Source organism: Arcticibacter eurypsychrophilus (assembly GCF_001730525.1).
Taxonomy (GTDB): domain Bacteria; phylum Bacteroidota; class Bacteroidia; order Sphingobacteriales; family Sphingobacteriaceae; genus Arcticibacter; species Arcticibacter eurypsychrophilus.
The window spans coordinates 1-22993 of record NZ_MDFN01000048.1; the positions used below are offsets into that span (position 1 = coordinate 1).

Below are 22993 nucleotides of genomic sequence, written 5' to 3' on the forward strand. Positions count from 1 at the left end.
TAGCCCGTTTACTTTTATCGGACAACAATGATTACCAAACAAGGATTGTTGAGAGTATCAGAATATAGAAGTTCAATTATACGTCAAGTTTATTCAGATTTAAATTTGACGACCCTACTATTCATCTTGTAGTTGTTATTGAAATTTTTTCTGTATTTGCGGATGTATTCCGAAGGGTTCATATTGAATAGTTTATTAAACTGCTCCCTGAAATATTTAACATCATTAAAGCCGGTTCTGAAAGCAATTTCACCTACGTTAAAATCGGTTGTGACAAAAAGTTCTGCCGCTTTCCGCAACCGGATGAACCTGATGAATTCGTTAACAGACCTACCGGACATCGATTTTACTTTTTTATACAATGTAGAGTGGCTCATGCCTAGTTTATCGGCAATTGTTTTGATGGTAAAATCTGGGTCATCAATAGAGGCCTCAGTGATTTCAATGCACTTTTCAAGAAAGTCCTTGTACTCGGCTGATATGTTTAAATCCTCTGATTTATGGGTAATTGCATTAAAAAAATACTTTTGCAGCGTGGTGCGACTTTTAAGAATATTTGCGACCCTCGCCATGAATAAATCATTATCAAATGGCTTGGTAATGTAATCATCAGCCCCTCCTTCAATACCTTTCAACTTAACATCAGCTGAAGAACTCGAGGTAAGCAGGATAACGGGAACATGATTTAAGGTTGCACTTTCTTTTAATTTTTGACACAGTTCCACCCCGTTCATGCGTGGCATGATGACATCGCTAATCACGAGATCAGGAATATATTTTTCAGCAAGGCTTAACCCGGTGATACCATCGGACGCCTCATAAACGATATAGTTTGCCGCAAGGAGTTTCTTTACATAATCCCTGATTTCTGAATTATCATCTACAATCAAGATGGAAGTCTTTTCCGAAATTATAGGTTCAGAAGGGTTATCATCGGCAGCAGCGCTATTATCAAACGTAGTGTCTTCAATTAACTCTTCCAGGAATGCAGATTTTGGCTCTGTCTCTTCCATAATAGTAAGGTTACCAAAGTGCAGTTTGCCTTTTTTTAGTTTAACGCAAAAATCGGTACCCTTCCCATTTATACTCTTATAATTCAGTTCACCACAATGGGCGGTTATAAACTTTTTTACCAGATAAAGACCTATGCCAAATCCGTTAGAGGTACGATGGCCTGTAGCCTGGTAAAATTCGGTATAAATCTGTGATTCAAGACCTTCGGCAATACCAATCCCATTATCTTTCACATGAACCTCTATATCGTCGGCATACTCCACGATATTAAAGGAGATTTCACCGCCTTTAGGAGTAAATTTAAAGGCATTAGAAAGCAGGTTAAAAAGAGCTATTTCCATTTTCTCCCGATCTGCATAGATCTCCAACTGCTCAACCGAACAATTAAATTCATAGTTGATCGTCTTTGCTTTAGCCTGCTGACTAAAACAAAGAAACACTTCTTTGCAAAATTCGATAAAGTTCAGCTTTACCACTTTCATACGATCTTCTTCCCTATCCGCCTTGCGGAACAGAAGCAATTGGTCTACGAGACTTAAAAGGCGTTGCGCATTTCGATATACCACAATCAGTTCCTTGCTATCTATCACTTTATTTTTTGTAGAGATCAAGTCTTTAATCGGGTTTATGATCAAAGTAAGAGGTGCCCGAAATTCATGGGAAATGTAGGTAAAGAAGGATAGCTTCTTTTCATTCATCTCTTTTTCCTGCTCTCCTTTTAAGTGGGCAATCTCAATTTCATATTTAAGTCGCGACTGCCTGGATTTATAGTGCAGGTACGTATATATCAGACCTACAAAACCACTGACATAGATAAAATAAGCCCACCAGCTCCGATACCAGGGGGGTAATACGGTTATAAAGATCACCCTTTCCAGACCATCAGGCAAGCCTTCGGCATCTAAAGCTTTAATGCGCAACTTATAATGCCCCTCGTTCAAGCGTGAATAATTAGCAGTTCGTGTTTTGCTGACGTAATTCCAACCTTTATCCCAACCTTCCATGTAATAGGCATAGGATATTTTATCGGGGGATGAATACTCCAATACAGCAAAATTTACTGCTAGTACCGCTTGATCATAGGGCAAAGTGATTTCTTTGACGGTGTAGATATTTTCCTTGGGATGATCTGAATCTTCAAACGGAACATTATTAATCCGAATGCCAGTGATCAAAACCTGGGATAAAGCCGTATAAGGTTTAATGTTTTTAGGAAAAAAAATATTGAATCCTTTAATTCCCCCAAAAAGGAATTCGCCAGAGCTTAACTTCAATGCCGCATTGTAATTAAACTGGTTACTCTGCAATCCATCAGATTCAAAAAAATTCTTAAATTTCCTGCTAACAGGGTTGAATTTGGACAAACCATTAAATGTGCTCAACCATAAATAGCCTTCTTCATCTTCCAAAAGATTTAAAATGGAGTTGTTAGGTAATCCTTCATTTTCAGTGTAACTGACAGTTTTACCCGTATTTCGATTAAAATTCAGAAGTCCCATGCCTTCTGTACCTACCCAGAGATTGGCTTTCCTGTCTTCAATGATCGTCCTGACGGCATGGTCTAACCTATAGAAGGTATGTTTCTTTGCTTTTTTATCAATCTTGTACAGGCCACTAAAAGTACCGGCCCACAAGACACCGCTTTTATCCTCATAGAGTGAAATTACATTTTTAAGATTGGTATCAAAGAGTTCAAAGCGGTTAGCTGATCTGTTCAAACGGTATAAGCTACCATCCTTACAAGTACCAGCCCATAGATCTTTGTTGCGGTCTTCAAAGAGCGTCCATGCACTACGGTCCAGATTATTGGTTTCGGTATTTCGGCAAGGATAAGTGATAAAGGAATTCGTTTCAGGATTATACTGGCTGATCGAACCGCCATAAGTAGCAATCCATATTTTCCCCAGATAATCACGCTGAATATCAGCCACATTATTATTGCTTAAGGAGTTTTTACTACTGTTATGAGTATAACTGGTAAATGTGTTTTTAGTCCGATCCCAAAAGCATAAGCCCTGCCCATCAGTTCCTATCCATACATTTTTATTTTTGTCTTCACAAAAGGAGATAATAAAATTGCTGGAAAGGCTGTTTGCACGCATAGGGTCGTAGCTGATTGTGCGGAAACGATTCTTGTTTTGATCAAGGATATTAATTCCGCCACGAAGCGTTCCAATCCATACTCTTCCTTCCCGATCCTGATAAACAGCATCAACAGCTGAACTGGTGAGTGAAGATTTATGTTTTTCAGGCACTAGAAGCCTTCTTTTAAAGGTGGTTGTATTAAAAATATTGATGCCGCCACCATCCGTACCTAACCACATTTCGCCATTAGAAGTAAGGGATAAGCTTAGAATTGTATTATTATTTATTTTTCCGTTTACCTCATTCAGGTCGGTAAACGTTTTCTTTGTCAGGTTATAAAGATGGGCGCCCTGTTCGTCAGCGATCCAAATATTGCCTGAAAGATCAGCTTTAATGGCACCAGAGTATTTCAGATGATCATTTACAAGGCGTACCATTTTACTTTTATAGTCGTATTGGCATAAACCTGAGCCTTGAATAAACAACCACATCCGGTTTTGTTTGTCGACTGTGATGGATTGAACATGATAATTATAAGACCGAATGCCTTGCGCATTTTTAAAAGGTAACTGAATGGCATGGTTCGACATGACGTCCTTAGCCAATAGACCTCTTCCGGCAGAAGCCATATAAACCACTTTGCCATTACCAATATTGGATTCTATATCATTGACCGGATAGGTGTATTTTCCAACTTTTTTAGAGTTTTGCGACATGTAATAAATCGCTGAAAAGCGGCCGGTCTTATTGTTGTATACTGAAATACCTTGTTTAGTACCGACCCAGATATCCCCCTGCTTATCCTGAACTATATCTACTATCCAGTTATTAATAAGGGATGCAGTATCTCTTGGCCTGTTCCTAAAGGTGGTAAAACTGTAGCCATCATATCGATTTAGGCCTTCATAGGTACCGAACCACATAAAGCCATATTTATCCTGAAATATACTTGTTACCGCATTATTTGATAGTCCTTGTTCAATACCCAGATAACTTAAGGGAATATCATCATTTGCGCTAGCCAAAAATGAAGAGCAGAGAAGTATAAAGCAAATAAAATGGCACATTAAAGAAATGAATAATTAGGGGATTGACCAACACGAATATAGCTAATTAATAACACTAAAGCCTGCTATAATGCGATTGTTGGGGATTTGATCAACTTGACTTGTATCGGAAATTTATAACATAGCGGTTATTATCTATTTATTGAAAAACAGATTCAAAAAAACGCCACCAGCTGCAGGGTTGCAACTGGTAGTATCTGTGCTATTGTATTACTTACTTGTTGGTGCCTGATCTGCTACTGTTGGCCATCCGGGGTTTTGATAAATCGGAGAAGTGCTGATAGTTGCCCCATCAGTTGTACTAAGCAAAAAATGCTGAATAGCAATTGGACTCAAATAATGTGCTTCAGTCCATTTATACCCTCCATACACCAGATTACCAGTAGTATTTATCTGATTTACCCTTAAATACACACTCAAAGTCTTACTGGAAACATTGGTTGCAGTTAAGTTTGATTCACCAGTTGGTTTATTATACCATTTTTCCATAGGTCCCCAAAGTTTAAACCCTTCAATTTGATAAGGATTTGTAGCCAGCTGATCTAAAGCTCTCCAACGAATCAAATCATTCCAACGCATCCCATCTGCTATAAATTCACCCCGACGCTCACGTCTGATATTGTATAGCGTTGGATTTATAAGTACTCCTTTAGAATATGCGCCCCAATCATTTTTAGCTTCTTCTGACATTTGAGTGGCTGCAATAGTGATGTTATAATCTGCATTTACACCAGCTCTATCTCTAAGTTTACGCCAATAACTGACGGATAATCCGTCTAAAGCTCCATCCTTCTCGTAATTAGCTTCCAGATAATTCAAATAAGCTTCTGCTGCTCTGAATACTACACTTCCAACTACAGTCTGACTTAATTGTTGCTGTGTGTAGTCATAAGATAACCCTTTCTTTATCGGATATCCGGTTGCATAGTTATTTTTACCATCGGAGGCAGTCCATACATTGGGATAGCCTTCATACTGAGTAGTGGCTACATTTGTAAGCGCTTTCACTTCGCCTGGAGCTTTCATAAATAACTGTAAACGCCAATCCCTGTTCTTTTTAACCAATTGCACGGAATCATCACCAGCATAACCTGATCCTGCAGCATAAATAGGAAGACCATTTAACATGAGAAAATTATCGACATAACCGCGGGTGTAACCGTTTGAGCCGCCATTGAATTGAAGATAATGGTTGGCAGAATGAGCCAGTCCCAATGCTGTTGAATAGGATCTCCATAATAGTATCTCACCATAGGTGCTTAAATCGGTTAAAGCAAACATGTCAAAGTATGGATTATTGTCCGACAGCGTAGCCCGGATAACTTTCGTATTTACTGCAAGAGGGTATGCGTCAGCAACTACTTTTGCAGCAGCCATAGATTGAGAAAGGAAAAAGTCTATTTCGCCATCAATGCTTCCTGATTTGAATTGATAGCCCTTATTATAGTCCTTCTCTGCTCCTGGCCAACCGGGACCATTGGGCACCAATGCAGTTCCTTTATGATACTTCAACCAGGTACCTTCAAATAAGGCTACTCTTGACTTAAAAAGATACGCTGCTGCCTGAGTAATTCTATTTTTCCCTCCTACCGGACTGTTGTTTAGAAAAAGAATTGCTGAGTCAAGATCAGAAAGAATGAAACGGGCAACTTCTGTCCGCGGCATTCTTTTACTTGCTTCAACCAATGCCATTTTTTCGTCGGGAAGTGTTGTTCTTATGATAGGAAAATCACCCAGAATTTTTAGTTTTTCAAAATACTCAAATGCCCTTAAAAAATAAACTTCTCCAATATTGTGTTTAATATTAGTTGCGCTACCTGTAATCTTTCCTTGTCCATAACGAGGCATTACGGTTTGTATAAAGTAGTTTAAGGGATAAATATTACCAAAGCCCCAATCGCCACCAGATGCACCTACACGCCATTGTCCGGGTACAAACCGATTGTTATAGCTGCGGCTTGCCTGATTATCGGTATTCGTATCATCAGTATAAGGACCGGTATTGTCAGCCTGTAAAGCCTGAGTCCTAAAATTATAGCGCGCAATAGCATATGCAGATAGATGACTTTCATCATTTAAATAGTTTTCAGGTGCTATCTCTGAAAGTGGAGGTTTCTCCAGATATTCATTACAAGATATAAATAGAGTAAAGAACAGGCAAAAACAGCCGCCTTTCAATAGGTTATTTACTAATTTTTTCATAATACCAATTATTAGAAGTTCAAACTCAAACCACCTGAAATTACTTTCATTAATGGATAAACAGTTCCACCCTGACGACCTATGCCTACTGATTCAGGGTCAAGGGACTTAGCTAATTTTGTAATAGTTACTAAGTTCTCTCCAGAAACAAAAAATCTTAATTTACTTATTCTCAAAGCTTTGGTGAATTTATCAGGGAGGGTATATCCTAACTGCAAATTCTTCAACCTTGCATAAGCGGCATTCTGAAGGTATTTCGTTTGTGCCCGCTGATTTTTATCGCCAAAAAGAGGACGAGGGTAGTAAGAATCAAGATTTGCACCCAATGCATTTCCCTCTTCACGGAAGTAATCTAAATGTTCAGTGAACGCAGTAGACCAGAATTGTCCAGCACCAGTTGCTCCCCAAAAGGTAAGGCCTGTGGGAAAGTAATCCCTTTTAGCAACACCCTGCCAGAACATCCGGAAGTCAAACCCTTTCCATGAAGCATCAAGATCTACACCGAACGTGTAACGGGGGGCTGAGTTACCAATGATTTGAAGATCTCCAGGATTTGATGTTGTGCGTGATCCCTCACTTATCTTCCCATCGCCATTTATATCGGCGTACATAATATCGCCTGCACCCCATCTGCTTCCTACGGCATTTTGTCCACCATTAACTAAAGTAGCCAAATGTGCATCCATCTCTTCCTGACTTTTAGCGATACCTATTGAGGAAAATCCCCAAATTTTATTCGTGTAAAAATTAGCGAGATAGGAATCATAATTATTAGTACCCGGAATGGCATTTGTTTCATTTGGATATCTGGTAATCTATGTTCTAGAATCAGCTACATTCAAACGTAATCCGTAAGAAAAATCTTTCACTACATCTCTCCAACCAATAGATAATTCCCAGCCATCGGTTCTTAAATCGGTATTGTTAGTTTTAGGAACCGCTGTACCTAATGTCGCCGGCAATGAAGGAGCCGGTCCCATCATGTTCTCTGTATAGCGGCGATACACATCCAATGTAGCTGTTAACCGGTCGTTGAAAGCGCCAATATCTAATCCGTCATTCCATGATCTAATCGTTTCCCAGGTAAGGGAAGAACTGATCAGGCCTGGTGCATTGGCTGTATTTGGCTTAACTCCATTTACAATCCAGTTTCCATTAGCAGTTCCTGTTCCAATTGTTTGATAAGTTGGGTACCAGCTATCGGTGTTCTGATTACCAAGTTCACCATAAGATCCTCTAAATTTGAAGGTACTGACTGTACTTGCAAGTGGTTCCCAAAATGATTCACGTGCCACATTCCATCCGGCAGAAAATGAGGGAAACCAATTCCACCGCTGATCTGCACGGTAGCGTGAGGTACCATCATATCGCAGGTTAGCTTCTAACAAATAACGCCCATCGTAATCGTAGTTTAAACGCCCAAAGAAACCTGCAGTGGACCAATTTTGGTAAGAGCCTCCAATAGTTGGCGAGGCACTGGTTGTTTTGCTTATTACAGGAACCTCATGTGATATTAAATCATTACGAGATGCCTCTAAATCATTGTATTTATTTAATTCGGCCTGATAACCTAATAACACTTTGAAGTTATGTACATCTATGCTTTTAGAATAATTGGTATAAATATTGGGATTAAAGAAATTAGAGCGGTATGCCTTTTCATAAACATACTCATTTCCAATACTTGTGGTTGCAGTATATGTACCTATTCCATCTGCCAAATAAGCGAGAGATTTAAATCCATACTCATGAATAAAATACGGGTTGATTCTGTAGTTCAATTCTCCTATTATATTCCAGTTTTTAGCTGGAGTAATGGTAGTTCTCACCTGCTGATAAAGCCAATCTTGCTGCTCCTCTCGCCTACCACCGTTATCCAACGCATCAATATAATTCACATCTGACATAAGAAACCCATTAGGATCATATACAGGTCGGATTGGACGAGCACGGCGTGCCACATTATCATAGAATCCATCATTCATATAAGTGGCACGAGAGTAATCCTGTCTTATAAAACGGGTACTGTAATCTAATCTTACGTACTTGGATAGTTCTCCAGACACTTTACCAGTCAACGTATACCGATTAAAACCATCTGTACCGTAACGCATCAGACCATTTTGATCAAGATAGTTAGCTGATACATAATATTGCCATTTCTCAGTTCCTCCGGTTATACTAAGGGCATGTTCTTGTGAAAGCGGTTTATTACCATAATATTCATCGTACCAATCCACATTTCCATTTGTAAAATCATAATTCCACTTTCCTCCGCTTCCAAGTTCTACTACATCTGTTGCAGGTATTTCCCCATTTTGATATTTAAGTACTCTTTCAACCACGTGATCATCAAATACAGCACCACCTCCGCCATTTTTGGAGGCATCGTTGTAATAGTTAACAAATGAATATGAATCCATCATATCAGGAAGTAATACAGGAGAGCTTTTACGAAAACTTGTATTGTAATTTATCTTAGTAACTCCAGATTTTCCTTTCTTAGTCGTTACTAAAATTACTCCAAAGGGAGCCCTTGATCCATAGATAGATGAGGATGCAGCATCTTTCAGTATTGAGATGTTATCAATATCTTGCGGATTCAATGCGCTTAAATCTCCTTCCATTCCATCAATTAAGACAAGTGGATCACCTTTAGAACCTGCACCGATGGTTCCTGTTCCACGCACATTTATTGATTTTCCTGAATTAAGTTCACCTCCGTTACCACTGGAACTAATATTTAATCCCGGTACTAAACCCTGTAATGCTTGCACCGCATTTTGAACTGGACGATCTTGAAGTGCTTTTGAATCGACTGTACCAACCGCACCGGTGTTGAAGTTTGGAAACCTTGCAATTATTTTAATCTTGAAGTGCTTTTGAATCGACTGTACCAACCGCACCTGTCAGGTTGACCTTCTTTTGTGTTCCAAAACCGACTACAATGACCTCATCAAGAGCAGTATCATCTGCTTTCAACGTAATGCTTAAAACGTAATCACCAGAAGCGGATTTTACTTGCTTACTTAGATCCACCTTCTGCATAGCATAACCTATGGATGAAAACAATAAGACAGCATTCGGGTTCACACTGATGTTAAATGAACCGGATCCATTACTAGTGACCCCAGAAGTTGTACCTTCTACTTTAACGCTTATTCCAGGCAGGGTTCCTGAAGCATCTCTTATAACTCCTCGTACATTTATTTGTTGTGAGTAACCGCTTTTCGACACAAAAAGCAATAGCATTAGCATTAAGCCTACTCTGCTATTCCTGAGTAATTGTTGTAAAATTCCTTTCATAAAATTTCATTTTTTAAAATTGGTTTAACATTTAATCTGAGAGATTGGGATACAAGCTTTTGATAGCCATTTACCTTTCTGTCATGATTTTCTTTCAGTAGTTCATTATACTTTCAATTCATTAATTTAATTGGTTTAAGGTTTGAAAAATCATGATTTCTCATGCTGGTTATTTATCAAATGTCGATAGGATTAATTTAGAATCTAAGGGTATATTTAGCCTAAATAGGGGGGGGGAATAAGTATTTCATAATTTAATAGGCCTAATTTTACATCAACATATAGTATTGAATTAAAAACAGGGAAAGCCTTACAGGTAAGAATTGAGTATGGTCCTTATTAAACCTTATCTCTTATAACTAAGTGTTTCAAAATCTATTTCTGATAAACCCTTACATAATCAACTTCAAACCGTTTTGGGAATTTAGTAATTGAAGGATCTCCTCCATTGTCTCCACCGATAGCTAGATTAAGTAACATGTAATGCGGATCATTGAAAGGATTAGTACCATTGCCAATGACTAAGTCCTTTAGTTCAACCCTATTTAGCAATTTATCATCCACATATAAGCTGATAGCAACTTCGTCCCAATCCATGCGCCAGATATGAAATTTATCAGCCCAATTAAGATCATTAAAATCGGTTACTGGTTTCTTTGTGCTGAACCATTTCGCCTTGAACCGGGTGGTAGTACCAGTTGCCACATTAGCCAGAATATCGCCTTTGTAGTATTCCATAATATCTATTTCCCCGTTGGAAGGCCATTCCCCCTTTTTACCTAAAGTCCAGATCGCAGGCCATAAACCCGGTCCTATATGAATTTTCCCACGAATGATAAATTTTCCATATCTCCAAGCATGAAGACCATTTGTATTCAGACTGGACGATGTGTATTCTATATTAGGTCGTTTGGTATTCCAATTTGTACTCGTGGCGCTATATGTGGGATTTGGTTTACTTTCTTTTCGTGCTTCGATTACCAATACCCCCCTTTCGCACCATGCATTTTGAAACTGATACCATTGGAGTTCATTATTTCGTTGAAACCCTTGTTCAAATTTCCAATTTTTAGGATTGGGTGCTCCGTCTTTGTTAAACTCATCAGCCCACATCAGCTTATAACCTTTTATACTTGACTCATTGTTACTGTTTTTAATTGGGTCTTGCGCCTTAACCTGAAACAAAAACAGAGTAAACAGGATAATCAGAGCTACATTTCTTCCTTGTATCATAATTGCATTATATTTTTTGCTCAAACAAGACTCTATTTATGTCTTATCATCAGTACTAGACTCCCCTCCTCTCTTCCAAGGAATAAGGGTTATGTGAATCACTATTTAACAATAATCTAGGAAAGCATTAGAACTTCACAATTTTTGCATCTCCGTTAACAAAGGAAATACTTACCTCATTACTTTCTGCAGCGTATTTAAGCTTTTTTACGGGGACTAGCTCCTCATCAGTCCAGGTCTCCCCTGCTTTCTTCCAAAGCATAAGGGTTGCATAAATCACATTACGTTTATCAGTAGCTTTAAAACAATCTGCTACATTTATAAGAGCACTCTGGTCATTAACAGGGTTCAACCCTTTGGTATCCAGCGTCTCCATACTATCCCAGCCAGAAAAGGGTACCACGGCCAGTTGGTAAACGCCATTATCTATAATTTGTACCTTTTTCCCTTTAATTTTCAACAACCGTTTTTTGATGACACCGCGTATTTGAGGCAAGGCGTAATGACCCAAACGCACTTCTGTGTCTGTTGTACTCGTATTCCTGTCTATTCTCAAAATCCCATTAGGAAGTGTAATTTCTGCAAGGTTGAGATGTACCTGTTCATTAGAGGCCAGTACGGCATCACGATAATAGATTCCATCTTCGTACTTTTTGAAAGTAAACAGACGAAGAGCTTCCCAACCTGCTTCTTTGTTTTTAAAAAGGTAGTTCATAGCTACTTCCCCTTTCTTGCCGTCAGCCTGCCATGGAAAAGCACTGTTATAGGAAAGCCGATTATAGTTTTCGGTTCCCTGATAATAACCTACATCTTTGCTATTACACCATGCCCTGATTTCTGAAGCGCCTATCCCTGGATAATTGGTGATCAGAATATTGGAGCCTTTAGCAAATTTATCATAGACTTCACCTTGTTTAAATTCCGTCTCCCATGGACCTTCATTTTCTTTAGCTGTCCAAAAGGAACTATTTGCAGGTGCTAACAAGCCAAGGAAAAACTTACCCATCCAAAATACACTTCCCCTGCAGCTGTATGGTTGAACCGCTGGTTCAAATGCGCCATAAAATCCAAGTGTAGGGACACTGTCTTTCATTAAATCCGGGTGTTCCAGAAACTGAAGAAGGCTTCCTGATGCAATTCGACGCATCCATCCGTAGTTCAGTTTAGGATCTTCGGTGAACCCCATTAAAGGAAAAGGCACTGCTGCTGCCATACGGTAAGTGATACTGCGCCCCCACATAATCATTTCGCCATTACGGCCAAACATATACGGATAGTTGTCTTTTAAATCGTTGAAATGACTGCGGAATTGAGCGGCATAGGTAGGGTAATACTTTTTACCAAAGAACTCCGTCCATAATGTTCCATACATCTGAAAGGCCCACATACTGTAATAATCGTAATAGGGACTATCATTATACCAGCCATTGCCTGTATACTGGTTCAGTGATTTCTCCACCAGTTCCTCAAGTAGTTTCTCATTGATTAAATATCCCTTACTTTTAAAAAAACTCATCACGAAAATGTTGAAGAAGCGCCAGTTCATGTCAATAGTTGGCCCTTCTCCATAACTCAGCATAGTTGCTGCCAATGAGTCTTTAAGTTTTTTTGGAAGAGGATCCCAAAGTATTTCCGGGGCGGCAAAAAGGGATACAGAAAGTCCCCCTAACTCCACCAAAGTTTGGCTTGGCCCTCCATTTTTTGCCCTTGGATGAATATAGGTGGCACTGGTGGAATCTACCAATTTGGCTAATTGGAAACGATAATAGTCGCCTACACGAATATGATTAACGACAAGGGAAGGATTCTCCTTCAGCAAAGGGGCAGCTATAAATAAAGTGCGGCAAAGGCCTTCCAGCTTCTCTGTTACATTAGGTTTCTCGTCTTGCGGATAACTCTTTCCCGGCTGTTTAGGAAACTTCATCGGATCCTCCAGCTTGTGCACATAACAGAATGCCCCGTTAAGTAAATATAAAGCTGCATCCTCCCAGTGCTTTCTGGTCATCCCTGTCTCAGGACTTAATTTAAAATCAGGTTGATTAACCTGAAAAACAGTTTTAGCCGTTGACTTTTTTTCCGATGTTAGTATACTGTCTCCCGGCTTAACTTGAGCTTGCAGAGTAAAGCATAAAAATATTGCAGACGTTAATAAACCTGACTTAAAAAAGGAGTTCATATGTATTTCGGCTAAATTAAAATAGATCCTGATGAAGTTTTTTCTGTTGGAAGCAAATAGATTAGGCTTTACTCTACTAATCTCAATATATAGCTATAGGCATATTTTTTATCTAAGAGCAAATAAGCTTTATGTGGATAGGCACCCCAACTGTTATCTCCTCCAACACCGCGTTGTTTTAAATCAATATGAAGGATCACATTTCTGGTAGTCTTAATGTCAGTAGGATGTTGCTGCTTTTTGGTTGTTCCTGGATCCAGATCCTCGGTCCTTACGTTGAGTGCACTAAAGGATAAGGGTTGTATACCTGATACTTCAAGTCCCTGCCCTTGTTTGTTAGTCAGTTTCATCCACCTCATATCAGTTTTATACCCTGATTCCTGTGGACGGATGTAATTCCAGGTAAACTGATTTTTTACTTCATCCTGATATAGACCGACAAATGAAGAGGTATTCCGGTCACTATAATTCTCCCAGGGACCTCTTCCATAGTAACTCAGGTTACTATACTCAGAAGCTAAATACATGCGCATTCCAAAGCGTGGCATTTCCGGTAAATCTCGTCCCGTCATATCTATGGATATATCCAGTTTAATTGACCCGTCATTTTGGATCAGATAAGCGACAGTATATGGGACATTGATATTGGTCAGTTCGAAATCTACCTTGATTGGAAGGCCATCTGCGGTCTGATCTCCTACAGTTACCTGCTTCACTTTTAATTCGGAGTGCGCTGTACGCCAGACGCCTAAGCGACTAGGCATTTGGTTCCCGAAATCATTATCAGTCGGTGCTCTCCAGAAATAGGGCTCAGGAAAGTTGGTGATGCTCATCCCATTTTTGCGCTGATATTTGGTGATGCGTCCTGCCTGCAAATCAAACGTACCACTGATAGCTTCAGCTTCGAATTGTACTATTTTCCCATCCTTTTTAACCACTAACTTTTGCTTTGGCGCCTCTTTTACAGTAAAAAAATCTCCTCCTTTTTTAAACTGTTCCCTTGCGATTTCAAAATTGGCGGGAATCATGTCCGTAGCCTTTTTAGTGTAGGCATACACATTCAGGAAATACTCAGTTCCTGGTACGGATTTGAACATTGGAATTGGTAGGGAAACCTCCTTAGTTTGGTGTGGTGCCAGATCAATTTTAAAATCACCGGTCTTGACCTTCTTTCCATTGCTTAATAGTTCCCATTTAAAATTATACTCGTTCAGGTTTGTGAAATCATATAGATTCTCTATGTTAATTAGTCCCTTCGCTAAGTTCTTTTCTTTAAAGTGAATATATTGATAGACCTTTTTAACTTCATATAATCCGGGATGCGGAACCTGATCTGCCCCTATCAGACCATTGGAACAAAAATTCTCATCATTCTGAAGCTCATAACCGCCCAAGTCGCCACCGTAAGCATAAAATGTGCGACCATCAGCTGCTTTTGTTTTTAGACCCTGATCTACCCAATCCCAGATAAAACCACCCTGCATATGTTTGCTGCTTGCTATAACATCCCAATACTCCTGAAAATTACCGTTACTGTTACCCATTGCATGCGAGTATTCGCACATTATATAGGGACGTTTCTTATCTGAATCTGCATATCTTTTCATGGATTCCATACCAGGATACATGGGGCCAACAATATCAGTATTAACATCTTCACCGGCCTGTTCAAACATTACAAAACGAGTCTCATCCCTGTTTTTTATCCATTTATAGGCATCATGAAATACAGGGCCATTACCACATTCATTACCCATAGACCACATGATTACTGAAGTATGATTTTTATCTCTTTCTAATAAGCGATAAATTCGATCTAAATGCGCAGGTGCCCATTCTGGTAAATAAGCTGGATGTTTAGATCGATCAAATCTCCCCTGAAGTTCTGCACCCATACCATGGGTTTCTATATTAGCCTCATCTACCACGTAAAATCCATATCGATCTGCTAGTTTATACAAAATAGGGTCGTTAGGATAATGGCTGGTACGGATTGCATTAATATTAAACTGCTTCATCAACTGAAGATCCTTCATTAACGATTCTTTGACCGGAACATGTCCTTTAACGGCATCATGCTCATGCCGGTTAGTTCCCTTTATTAATATGGGAACGCCATTCACCAACAACTGCGCATTTTTAATCTCTACTTTTCTAAATCCAATTTTAGAACCGGTAATGCCTAATGATTTGCCGTCCTGATCTTGAACAGCTATTATAAAATCATATAAATAAGGTGTTTCAGCACTCCATTTATTAACCTTGGGTACTGCACTTTCAAAATTGACAGTGCTCATATCTGTATTCAGATCCACGCTTTTCTGTTGCTGCAATACCGTTTTTCCTTCGGCATCGAGTACCTGGATCTTTACGTTAGCCTTTTTTATCGTGCTTGTGGCAAACTTTCTTAAGTTTATGGTAGCCTTGAATTCACCATTAGTGTATTTAGTATCAAGACCGGCCTTCACAAAGAAATCCCACACCGTTGTTTTAGGTAAAGAATAAAGGAAAACATCACGCTCAATCCCTGTTAAACGCCAGAAATCCTGGTCTTCCAGATAGCTGCCATCATGCCAGCGAAAAACTTGAACCGCTAATAGATTCTCTCCTGATTTTAGATTATCGGTAATATTAAATTCGGCGGGAGATTTAGATGCCTTGGTCATTCCAACCTTCTTTCCGTTTATATATACCTGTGCATAACCGGTAATTGAACCAAAATGTAATAGCACTTCTCGCCCATCCCATCCTGCAGGTACAGTAAATTTCATCCTGTAGGTTCCTACCGGATTATTCTCACCAATAAAAGGAGGATTTTTGGGGTATGGATAGGTGATATTGGTATATATAGGTGTACCATACCCTTCAAGCTCCCAGTTGGATGGAACCGGAATCTCTTTCCAATCGTTGTCGGGGAGATCTGTTTTATAAAAATCTTTTAAACGGTCTGCATATTTATCCACAAAACTGAACTTCCAATTGCCGTTCAGTGATTGATAATAGCTTGATTGGCTATAATCATCTGCAATCACTTGCTTCACATTATCAAAAAGCATAAAAGTAGCATGTGGCTGTTCTTTGTGAAAATCAAGAATTTGGGGATTCTCCCATTCATTATTCTGGGCAATGGAATTAGTAGTCTGTCCGAGAAACAATAGTCCGAGAAAATACAGTAAGGTCCTTTTCATATGAAAATTTTACAATTTAAGTATCTGCAACAATCAGTTATACAAATAACCTTTATTATTAGGTGTAAATAAAGGGGCAAATTGATAATAAAAGGGGGAAGATTTCATTCATAGCCATATTGATACAAATAGCACCTACCTTAACCAAAGCATAGTATCTTTCCATATGAAATTAATTTAACTATGGAATACACGGCCCTTCAGAAAGATGCTAATGATTATGTTTCTCATTATGTGAAACAACATCACATTCCGGAGCTTTTGTTTCATAATAACACGCGTAATAAAGATGGTATAGAGGCAGCGAAAAAAAACGCTCAGCATTACAAGTTAAACGATAAAGACTATCTTATTGTAATTACAGCAGCGAGTTTTCAAAATATAGGGTACTATAATGCCCCTGCAGCCTTCTGTGCAATGGAATTTAATGAAGTGGCCTGGGATTATTTAGGGAATAGTAGCCAGACAAAAAAAAGACCCGCATCCCTTTAAGCATGCAGATCCTTTTTACAAAAACTTAACTATTAATTTTCTTCAGATTCTGGTCCCTTCTTCGGAATGATCATCAAAGATGCGATAACTGATATGATCAATACCCCTGCTACTATAGACAGCGATAAAGGGGACGAAATGTGGTAAATGGGTGCAATAACCATCTTTATACCAATAAAAGTAAGGATCACTGCTAAGCCATACTTCAGCAAGCTGAACATATAGATAAAGTTGGCCAATAGAAAGTAAAGTGCCCTCAATCCTAATATGGCAAATATATTTGAGGTGTATAAAATCAGCGGATCATCCGGAGCGATAGCAAAAATCGCAGGTATTGAATCTACAGCAAACAAAATATCAGTAAACTCAATAACAGCTACTACTACTAGTAAAGGTGTAGCTATCTTGATACCATTCTCAATAGTGAAAAATTTAGCACCATCAAACTCCTTACTTACCTTAAAAAACTTATAGATCAAACGGGCTCCTGCACTTTTACTAAAGTCCTTTTCTTCCTCATCGTCATCACCTCCAGTACCTGATTTAATACCGGCATAGATTAGGAAGATACCAAAGAGTAACATGACTACATTTAATTTAACGGTATGACCGAACAAGGTCATTTCAGGAAGGTAGGTCAGGTTAATCAAACCTACACCAGCAAAAATAAAGATAGCGCGAAAAACCAATGCACCTAAAATTCCCCAGAAAAGCACTTTATGATGCAAGTATCGCGGGACATTAAAGAACCCGAATACCATGATAAATACAAACAAGTTATCGACAGAGAGTGCTTTTTCAATCCAGTAAGCAGATTGATATTGCGTAAACTTCTCAAACCCTTCAAAATGATATATTACCCCACTGAAACCCATGGATAATGAAATCCAAACGATAGACCAGATTAATGCTTCTTTGCTACTGACAACATGGGCATTCTTATTAAAAATTCCCAGATCGAGGAGTAACATGACCAAAACTACTATAACAAACCCAACTATAATACCTGGGTGATTAATCATATTATTCATTATCAATGATATTAATTTTAATATTGCTTCTAAATGTATGCAAAAATGCTAAAAAAGATCGGTTTTTAGCATTGCTTTTAAAATATTGGCTTGTACGTCGAAATTATTCAGATGATTTAAAAAGTCAATATCCGATATTTTAGCGTAATTCTCTTTGAGCAGATCGATGATCGGTATCGGTATATAAGTTTTCAAAGCGGCTGCATCACTCTCCAGTTTATCATTTTCATAAGAAAGCTCTTGAATCATTTTTGACTTTCCAGACATGTTATTTGACCAGTCAAAACTAGAAAGTTGCTCCAAATCACAAAACAGGAAAAGATCCCGACTCGGAAAGAAGAGAAAATGCCGGTCTACATCAATGAAACTATATAATTCGATCACCAGTTGTCCTGCTTTTAAACCATGAAAGAACTCCGTTCTAAAATCATGCTTGCACAATAAACCCATTAATTTCCGCTCAATACTTGCATGTTCATTAATATACAAGTCCTTGGGATTGTAATCAATCAACTCGCTTAATTGTTCAGTGGAAATATCGGAATAAAAGTCTTTCGAATACCTGGCACTAAATGTGCTGATATTTTTGGAAAAGGGAAATTCATTGGTCTCATCAGATAAAACCTGGTATAATCTTCTTAACGATTGATTGATTTTAAGTGCCTGCTGCTGTTTGTTAAGGTTGAAATTCTTCTCTGTAAAGACGGTTCCAGTTAGTTTTTCCATCAGCTCCTTATTCAGATGAATTTCATCATAAAGTAGACTTACATTCTTCTCATTACTTTTTTTAATCTTTCTTAGGAGTTCTATTAAACTGGCTGTAAACTGAACATGAAACAGATCCAGTTTATCAATTTCCAGCTCTTCATTATTTGCAAAAAGATGGTGAATTACCTGACTGCGTAAATAGATTTTGTAGAGGGTTTCATCTTCAAAAAACGCAGAAAACAGCTGTAGTCTGCTGATCTCTGCGTTTGAAGTCTTTAATATATTTACACGCCGTTCATCCATTAGTTACTTTTAATTCACGTGGGTGACGTTCTTCTTCAACTCTGCTTCCAGTGTTTTCAATTCTCCATCAAGAGTTCTTCTGCTTTTCTCGCCTTCTTCATGAATTTTCTTCACCTCACTTAACGTTTCAATCAGCGATTGAGTGGTTAACTTCAGCGTTTCGATAGAAACGACCGTTTTTTCATTTTCCCTTGCTACATCAATACTGTTTTGCTTCAGCATATCGGCATTCTTCTGCAAAATCGTATTGGTGGTGTCTGATATTTTTTTCTGCATCTCTACATTTGCCTTCTGTCTTTGCAAAGCAACAGCAATGGTCAGCTGATTTTTCCAAACCGGAATCGTAGTGGATACAATAGACTGTGCCTTTTCAGCAATAGAGGTATTGTTGTTTTGAACTATCCTGATCTGTGCAAGGGATTGCAGCATGATGAAACGAACAATCTTCATGTCAGCCAATCTTTTATCCAACCTACTGATAAAGTCTCTTAAATCTGCGATTTCATAATCTTGAAAGTCAGCAGGCCTTCCTTCCATTTCTGCCAGCTTCAAATTCAATTCGTTGTACTTCAGCTGTCCGGAAACGATCAAATCTTCCATCTGTTTGATATAGCCTACATTACTATCAAACATGGTTTGCAGAGAGCTATTGTCCTTGATTGAGTTTAACCGTCCGGCTTTTACCTTATTAACAATTTTATCAATGTTATTGACAACCAGGTCATACTTCTGAAAAAGCTTTTTGGCATCCACAACCAGATTCTTCAGGAAGGGAATCTTGGAGAGAAATGATTTAAAACCACTTTGCTCCAGCTCATCCACGTCAATATAATTTAGCTCTGCAAGCAAATCATTGATCAGCCCCCCAACTTCCCCATTATTCTGAGTACGTACAGATGATAGAAAATCATTACTATATTTTTCCATCGAGTTCTGTGCTTCTACTCCATAGTTAAGAATAGAATTCACATCAGAAGGCACCAGCGACTTATTGATCTCTTTATATTTACTTTCTTCCTCTGGCGTGATAACAGTTAAATTGACATTTCCCTCTTTATCAAGCTTTAACGGAGTAAGGCTTTGAGTGTCGTTTTGATTCGTTTCCATAATTCAATTATATATCAGTATTTAGACCTTATAAATACTTTTCTGTTACGGTCTTTACGGTTTGTTCCAGCTTTTTATCTTTAGTTGGTTCGCCAATCGCATTGAATTTCCATTCACCATTCTTTTTATAGAATACACCCAGCACCATAGAAACATGTCCGGCGAAATCTGCTCCGTTGGCAATGTCATATTTTGCAAATACCTCATTGACCATTTTAGGTGTTCCCTCATAGATCCTGATGGAAGCAAAAGGAATTGATCCGAAATCCTGTCCTTTGAAACTATTTAGTACAAAAGCAACATAGGTAACACTGGAACTTAATCTGGAAAAGTCAAGTGTGATCACTTCATTATCCAAGCCGTCATCACCACCCATATCACCCGTCAAATCGTCGCCACTATGTTTAATAGACCCATCTTTAGAAGCCAGGCTCCCAAAATAGACGACCTCTATTAATTGCTTATTTTCACTATAAAGTGCACAACTTGCATCCAAATCCACAGCTTCTTTGTTCTTACCGAAGCCAAACATTCCCTTTTTCTCTATTGCGCCCCAGTTAATACCAACACAAACGCTTTGAAGTTTACTTCCATTGCTTTTTTCGAGGTTGATACGTTGTCCTTTTTGAAGATTAATTGCCATAATTTTATTGATACTTATTTAAATAATCCTGTAATCCACCTTTCATTCCCATTCCTACTGCTTCAAATTTCCATTTTCCTTCTCGCCTGTATATTCTTCCGAATTCTACTGCAGTTTCAATAGAGAAATCTTCTTCAAGCTCGTATTTAAGAATAACCTCATTGGTAACGGAATCAAAAATACGAACAAATGAGTTTCTTACCTGTCCGAAGTTCTGTCTTCTGTTTTCAGCGTCATGAATCGTAACCACAATGCAGATTTCAGCTATCTTAGCATCCGTCTTTGTCAAATCTACCTTAATTTGTTCGTCATCTCCATCCCCATCACCGGTTAAATTATCACCAGTATGTTCTACTGACTCATCAGGAGACTTCAAATTATTATAAAATATTAAATGCTCATCTGATATGAGCTTTTTATTCGCATCGAGCATAAAAACTGAAGCGTCTAAATCAAAACCAGTCCCTGTAGAACTACTATTTGTATCCCAACCTAATCCGATTGAAAATTTTGGAGCATCGATATTTTCTCTCTGCCCCTTTTGTAAGTTAATGGCCATGTTATATTAATTTATAATTTTTGTTAACAATATAGTTTTTTAAAAAATTCACGTTTAAAGCGTAACTATCAATAGTATGGTAACTATTTCCCAGGGATAAATTATACAAACGTTGTATAAAATCGTCCGTCTGCCGGTCCAGAAACAGCTTAAAGCTAGTAAACTCGCAATTTAGGATATATTTCACAATGCGGGTGTTAAAACTAAAGTTACCGCCCTTAATCACCTCATCCAGGTCAAAAATTGACTTTATGCGGTGATAGTTCAGGTGGTTCTCGAAACTTGGGTGAATAGTATGATTTACTAACTCCGCAAAATACAACATATAAATATCATTCTTCAGCCCATACTCCTTCGCCATTTTCAAAATCACTCGTTCATGACTTCCTGTGATCTTGATATCATCCAGAAAAAATAATATTTTACCCTTCAAGAATTCTTTATCAATATGAAACGAGTCATTACCGATCAGTTTCATGCGATCTTCTGCACTCAACTCTCCATAATCTTCCTTATAGGTGATGGTACGATGCACTTTAGCTTGTTGAACCACCAGTTTCCCGTTCTCTGCAAGCCAATGATTGAGCCTGTACACGAAATGGTTCGTCATAGCGAAAGTAGCGGTCGGAATAAAACAATACGGACTAGATAGTACCACTATCTGCTCATTGAGGTCGTTATCTTCAAGAAAATTTTTGATAAAACCATCTGCCAAATCCTTACCAAATGAACTGGCAACCTGCTCATCGCCGAATTTGAAACGGCTATAATCATCAGCATGAAAGCCAAAGTGACTGGTATTATCGATCTTGTGTAAGGAATAAGTATAAGGTATCATAGGGTTAAGGCTGATATAGTCAGGTGATTCGAATTTATTAGCATGCTTTTTATTCCGATGGCTTCAGCTCCTTTTATATCTGCCATTGGGTTGTCTCCTATATGTATGATCTCACCTAAATCAAGATCCATATGACGGTTCCGATTTATGGTATCCAGCATCAGCTGAAAGAATAGAGGGTTTGGCTTTGACATCCTCACCTCATCTGAATACAATTGAAAGTCAAGCAATTGGTCCAATTCCAAATGAGTCATTATTTTTCTTAGTGTCTTTCCTTTTATAAATCCGGTATTGCTCAATAAACTTGTCGTACTCTGTCCTGATTCTCTCAACCTATACAGAACGTCAATACATTCAGAACAGTATAATACCGGCATATTGTTTACTAACAATTCTTCCATGGTATTATATAACCCGTCAATATCAATGTCGGTAAATTCATTTGAAAAATTATTGATTTGGCTGATTACCATCAGATACATCTCTTCCGCATCAATATTCTTGCCTGTTTTTTCATTGATACTGTTCACCATGAGGTCTACCTGTCGGAAGATAGCAGCTATTTCGTCGATCGATTTATTTACCGCATTGAAGTGCTCATGGAAGTACCGGGTCCTTTCTATTTTAAAGGCAGGGTTCGACTTAATCAGCGTTAGCCAGAGATCGAAAGAATAGTGTTTATAAAAAGGCATATTTTTTAAAATAATGTCTACTGGTTTTCCAAATAAATGTTAATGATACAACATTTGGAGTACAGTACAAATTATTTTCTGGTAATGCATTAAGGAAACGATATATAAACGGTTAACCTATTAAGGTAATCGGCTTCGAGCCATAGATATGACAGGTTGTACACCACATGGGCGTTAGTTCGACGTTTGCAAGTTGCTCCTCCCTTCCTGCTTCGATAAAACAGGTGTTTTAACGGACCACCAAGCAACAAGGAACGAACTAGGAAGGGTGAAGCAGTATAGCTGTGTCGCAGCATTCTGTCTCGTCCTAATATAGCTATGTCTCGTCCTAATATAGCTATACACTTAT

17 protein-coding genes are annotated in these 22993 nt (G+C 38.4%); 1 reads left to right on the plus strand and 16 read right to left on the minus strand.

The genetic code is table 11. The features are described 5' to 3' along the window. Positions 1-89 precede the first annotated feature (89 nt). From BFL47_RS18445 to BFL47_RS18470, 8 genes are all read right to left on the minus strand, one after another. Positions 90-4124, minus strand: coding sequence for a hybrid sensor histidine kinase/response regulator transcription factor (locus tag BFL47_RS18445; protein ID WP_170827357.1), 4035 nt, complete (start codon positions 4122-4124; stop codon positions 90-92). A gap of 252 nt (positions 4125-4376) precedes the next feature. After that, positions 4377-6368: a RagB/SusD family nutrient uptake outer membrane protein gene (locus BFL47_RS18450; protein ID WP_083257280.1), complete on the minus strand. Its 1992-nt coding sequence runs from the start codon at positions 6366-6368 to the stop codon at positions 4377-4379. A gap of 11 nt (positions 6369-6379) precedes the next feature. Further along, positions 6380-7054, minus strand: a complete 675-nt coding sequence (locus BFL47_RS20085) for a hypothetical protein (protein WP_211480984.1) — start codon at positions 7052-7054, stop codon at positions 6380-6382. A gap of 129 nt (positions 7055-7183) precedes the next feature. Next, positions 7184-9268, minus strand: coding sequence for a SusC/RagA family TonB-linked outer membrane protein (locus BFL47_RS20090; RefSeq protein WP_211480985.1), 2085 nt, complete (start codon positions 9266-9268; stop codon positions 7184-7186). Further along, complete coding sequence (locus BFL47_RS20095; RefSeq protein ID WP_211480986.1) at positions 9234-9674, minus strand: carboxypeptidase-like regulatory domain-containing protein; 441 nt, start codon at positions 9672-9674, stop codon at positions 9234-9236. The genes BFL47_RS20090 and BFL47_RS20095 overlap by 35 nt, the downstream gene beginning before the upstream one ends. 375 nt (positions 9675-10049) lie before the next feature. Next, a complete protein-coding gene (locus BFL47_RS18460) occupies positions 10050-10907 on the minus strand; it encodes a glycoside hydrolase family 16 protein (protein ID WP_069661275.1) in 858 nt (285 codons plus the stop codon). A gap of 127 nt (positions 10908-11034) precedes the next feature. Continuing rightward, on the minus strand, positions 11035-13083 hold the full coding sequence (locus tag BFL47_RS18465) for a DUF2264 domain-containing protein (RefSeq protein ID WP_083257281.1): 2049 nt from the start codon (positions 13081-13083) through the stop codon (positions 11035-11037). A gap of 68 nt (positions 13084-13151) precedes the next feature. Continuing rightward, the gene (locus tag BFL47_RS18470; protein ID WP_069661276.1) at positions 13152-16271 is read right to left on the minus strand and encodes a glycoside hydrolase family 2 TIM barrel-domain containing protein; all 3120 of its coding nucleotides are present in this window, start codon (positions 16269-16271) and stop codon (positions 13152-13154) included. Between the two features lie 183 nt (positions 16272-16454). Between BFL47_RS18470 and BFL47_RS18475 the strand changes: the two genes are divergently transcribed. Then, positions 16455-16763: a hypothetical protein gene (locus tag BFL47_RS18475; RefSeq protein ID WP_069661277.1), complete on the plus strand. Its 309-nt coding sequence runs from the start codon at positions 16455-16457 to the stop codon at positions 16761-16763. Between the two features lie 32 nt (positions 16764-16795). Here the strand turns inward: BFL47_RS18475 and BFL47_RS18480 are convergent, their stop codons facing one another. From BFL47_RS18480 to BFL47_RS20100, 8 genes are all read right to left on the minus strand, one after another. Further along, positions 16796-17785 carry a TerC/Alx family metal homeostasis membrane protein gene (locus BFL47_RS18480; RefSeq protein ID WP_245681409.1) on the minus strand — a complete coding sequence of 330 codons (990 nt, stop codon included), beginning with the start codon at positions 17783-17785 and terminating at the stop codon, positions 16796-16798. Between the two features lie 57 nt (positions 17786-17842). Then, positions 17843-18805 (minus strand): hypothetical protein, encoded by a 963-nt coding sequence (locus BFL47_RS18485; RefSeq protein WP_069661279.1) that lies wholly within the window; start codon positions 18803-18805, stop codon positions 17843-17845. Between the two features lie 9 nt (positions 18806-18814). Beyond that, a complete protein-coding gene (locus tag BFL47_RS18490; protein ID WP_069661280.1) occupies positions 18815-19912 on the minus strand; it encodes a toxic anion resistance protein in 1098 nt (365 codons plus the stop codon). Between the two features lie 28 nt (positions 19913-19940). Further along, entirely contained in the window at positions 19941-20555 is a 615-nt protein-coding gene (locus BFL47_RS18495; protein WP_069661281.1) for a TerD family protein, read from the minus strand. Between the two features lie 4 nt (positions 20556-20559). Beyond that, positions 20560-21114, minus strand: a complete 555-nt coding sequence (locus tag BFL47_RS18500) for a TerD family protein (RefSeq protein WP_069661282.1) — start codon at positions 21112-21114, stop codon at positions 20560-20562. A gap of 1 nt (position 21115) precedes the next feature. Further along, a complete protein-coding gene (locus BFL47_RS18505) occupies positions 21116-21952 on the minus strand; it encodes a phosphoribosyltransferase family protein (RefSeq protein WP_069661283.1) in 837 nt (278 codons plus the stop codon). Then, entirely contained in the window at positions 21949-22644 is a 696-nt protein-coding gene (locus BFL47_RS18510; RefSeq protein WP_069661284.1) for an HAD family hydrolase, read from the minus strand. Before BFL47_RS18510 ends, BFL47_RS18505 begins: the two co-directional genes overlap by 4 nt. Positions 22645-22733: 89 nt before the next feature. Then, positions 22734-22993, minus strand: a 260-nt coding sequence (locus tag BFL47_RS20100) for a hypothetical protein (protein ID WP_211480987.1), incomplete at its 5' end; no start/stop codon positions are given.

Bases quoted from the DNA above. Each gene is read 5' to 3' on its own strand.
- BFL47_RS18450 (WP_083257280.1), bottom strand. From the start codon at position 6,368: ATGAAAAAATTAGTAAATAACCTATTGAAAGGCGGCTGTTTTTGCCTG.
- BFL47_RS20085 (WP_211480984.1), bottom strand. From the start codon at position 7,054: ATGGATGCACATTTGGCTACTTTAGTTAATGGTGGACAAAATGCCGTA.
- BFL47_RS20095 (WP_211480986.1), bottom strand. From the start codon at position 9,674: ATGAAAGGAATTTTACAACAATTACTCAGGAATAGCAGAGTAGGCTTA.
- BFL47_RS18460 (WP_069661275.1), bottom strand. From the start codon at position 10,907: ATGATACAAGGAAGAAATGTAGCTCTGATTATCCTGTTTACTCTGTTT.
- BFL47_RS18465 (WP_083257281.1), bottom strand. From the start codon at position 13,083: ATGAACTCCTTTTTTAAGTCAGGTTTATTAACGTCTGCAATATTTTTA.
- BFL47_RS18470 (WP_069661276.1), bottom strand. From the start codon at position 16,271: ATGAAAAGGACCTTACTGTATTTTCTCGGACTATTGTTTCTCGGACAG.
- BFL47_RS18475 (WP_069661277.1), top strand. From the start codon at position 16,455: ATGGAATACACGGCCCTTCAGAAAGATGCTAATGATTATGTTTCTCAT.
- BFL47_RS18480 (WP_245681409.1), bottom strand. From the start codon at position 17,785: ATGATTAATCACCCAGGTATTATAGTTGGGTTTGTTATAGTAGTTTTG.
- BFL47_RS18485 (WP_069661279.1), bottom strand. From the start codon at position 18,805: ATGGATGAACGGCGTGTAAATATATTAAAGACTTCAAACGCAGAGATC.
- BFL47_RS18490 (WP_069661280.1), bottom strand. From the start codon at position 19,912: ATGGAAACGAATCAAAACGACACTCAAAGCCTTACTCCGTTAAAGCTT.
- BFL47_RS18495 (WP_069661281.1), bottom strand. From the start codon at position 20,555: ATGGCAATTAATCTTCAAAAAGGACAACGTATCAACCTCGAAAAAAGC.
- BFL47_RS18500 (WP_069661282.1), bottom strand. From the start codon at position 21,114: ATGGCCATTAACTTACAAAAGGGGCAGAGAGAAAATATCGATGCTCCA.
- BFL47_RS18505 (WP_069661283.1), bottom strand. From the start codon at position 21,952: ATGATACCTTATACTTATTCCTTACACAAGATCGATAATACCAGTCAC.
- BFL47_RS18510 (WP_069661284.1), bottom strand. From the start codon at position 22,644: ATGCCTTTTTATAAACACTATTCTTTCGATCTCTGGCTAACGCTGATT.